Annotated in this window: 2 protein-coding genes and 1 pseudogene; all 3 read right to left on the bottom strand. The window is 74.7% G+C overall.

The features are described 5' to 3' along the window. A partial coding sequence (locus tag AB0C29_RS45360) for an ATP-binding cassette domain-containing protein (RefSeq protein WP_360834149.1) occupies positions 1-433 on the bottom strand: 433 nt, incomplete at its 3' end. Beyond that, complete coding sequence (locus AB0C29_RS45365) at positions 430-1,629, bottom strand: HlyD family efflux transporter periplasmic adaptor subunit (RefSeq protein ID WP_360834151.1); 1,200 nt, start codon at positions 1,627-1,629, stop codon at positions 430-432. The genes AB0C29_RS45360 and AB0C29_RS45365, both read right to left, overlap by 4 nt. A gap of 68 nt (positions 1,630-1,697) precedes the next feature. Continuing rightward, positions 1,698-1,949: pseudogene (locus AB0C29_RS45370) on the bottom strand (sensor histidine kinase); the annotation flags it as partial. Between the last annotated feature and the right edge of the window lie 136 nt (positions 1,950-2,085).

The raw sequence follows: 2,085 nt of genomic DNA on the forward strand, positions 1-2,085 counted from the left end.
GGTTGGGCTCGTGCCGGGCCCGGTCGGCGAGCCCGACGACCTCGAGGGCGGCCATCGCGCGCTCCCGGCGCTGCCGCGGTCTGACCCCGGCGTACGCCAGCGGCAGCTCCACGTTGGCCACCGCCGAGGTCCGCGGGATGAGGTTGAACGCCTGGAAGATGAAGCCGATGAGCCGGTTCCGGGCCAGGGCCAGCTGCCGGTCGGCGAGCCGGCTGACGTCGACCCCGTCCAGCCGGTACGTGCCCGCGCTGGGCCCGTCCAGCGCGCCCAGGATGTTCATCAGGGTGGACTTGCCGGAGCCGGACGAGCCCATGACGGCCACGTAGTCGCCGCGTTCCACCAGCATCGAGACGCCGCGCAGGGCGTGCACGGTGGCTTCACCCGTACCGTAGATCTTGGTCAGGTCGCGGACCTCGAGCACCGGCCGGCTCATCGGGTGCCCCGGCCCGTACCGCCGCCGCCGGGGAAGCCGCCGCCGGGCGCGCCGCCGGGGAAGCCGCCCGGGAAGCCGCCGGTGGTCCCGCCGGTCGTCGTGCTGGTCGTGGTGATCACGACCTGCTCCCCCGGGGTCAGCCCGGAGGTGATCTGGGTGGCCTGGTCACCTGCGAGGCCGATCTCCACCGCGCGGACCGCCTGGACGCCGTCGGCCAGCACGGTGACGGTGTGCCGGTTGCCGACCGTGGTCACCGCGGCCGCGTTGACGTAGACGGCGTCGCTGACCTCGCCGGTGACCACCGAGACGGAGACCGTCTGGCCCGGTTTGGCGCCGGTGGGGACCTTGTCGAGGCTCAGCGTGACGCCGTACGTGACGACGTTGTTGGCCGTGGTGGCCTGCGGGTCGACGGCGACCACCTCGGCGCTCTGCCGGGTGCCGCTGAGCGCGTTCCAGGTGACGGTGGCCGCCTGTTTCTCCTTCAGCTTGGTCGCGTCGGCCTCGGCGAAGGCCGCGGTGACCTGGAGCTTGCCCAGATCGGCGATGTCGATGAAGCCGCTGTTCGACGAGTTGGCCGAGGAGGAGGACGAGCTGTCGCCGGGTGTGCTGCCCCCGGACGACGAGGATGAGGAGGAAGAAGAAGAGCCCGACGACGAGCTGCCGAGCGTCCCGTTGACCGCGACCACGGTGCCGGCCATCGGCGCCTTGAGGGTCGTCCCGGCCACCGCCGCCTCGGCCTCGTCCACGGCCAGCTCGGCCTGGGTGACCTCGTTCTGCGCCGACGAGGTGTCGGAGCCGGCGTCCTCGGCGCGGTCGAGGGCATCCCGGGCCGCGTCCAGGTCGGCCTCGGCGGCCGCCAGGGTGCGCCGGGCGGCGGCCGGATCGACCTTGGCCAGCACCTGACCCTTGGTCACCTTGTCACCGACCCGGACCGAGATCGACGTGACGGTGCCACCGGTGGTGAAGCTCGCGCCGGCCGAGCTGGCGCTCTCCAGGGAGCCGTCGGCGGTGACGGTGGCGGTGACGGTGCCCTGCTGGACGGGTACGGACCGCACGGACGCGGCGGCCGCGTTTCCGGTGTCCGGACCGGACACGATCTCGTACGCCCAGAAGGCACCGGCGACGAGCGCGAGGACCAGGACGGCGTTGATCGCCACCGAGGGACGGCGCAGGGAACCCAGACGGGGCGCAGGCATGACGGACACTGTGGCGACACCTGCTCGGAGGAGCTTCGGGGTTGGCTGGGAGCCACCTCGGAACCGCGTCAGCCGGCGTCGGCGTCCGAGGTGGGCAGCAGGACCCGGAACGTGGCCCCGCGACCCCGGGGCGGGTCGAGCTCGACCCAGCCGCCGTGACCGCGCACGATCGCCGCGACGATGGACAGGCCCAGCCCGGAACCGCCGCCCCGGCCCCGGCTGCGGCTGGAATCGGCCCGGTAGAGCCGTTCGAACACCCGCGGCGCGTGCTCGGCGGGCACCCCCGGGCCGTCGTCGCCGACCTCCAGAACCGCCAGCGGTACGCCGGTGACGACCGTCCCCGCGTGCACGGCCCCGGGCGCGGGGGGGGGGGCCGCGGCCCCGCCCCCCCCGGCCGGGTCGCGGGGCCCCCGCGGGGGGGGGGGGGAAGGGGTGGGGGCCCGGGTGGGGGGGGGC

It is taken from the genome of Actinoplanes sp. NPDC048791 (assembly GCF_040650095.1).
Taxonomy (GTDB): domain Bacteria; phylum Actinomycetota; class Actinomycetes; order Mycobacteriales; family Micromonosporaceae; genus Actinoplanes.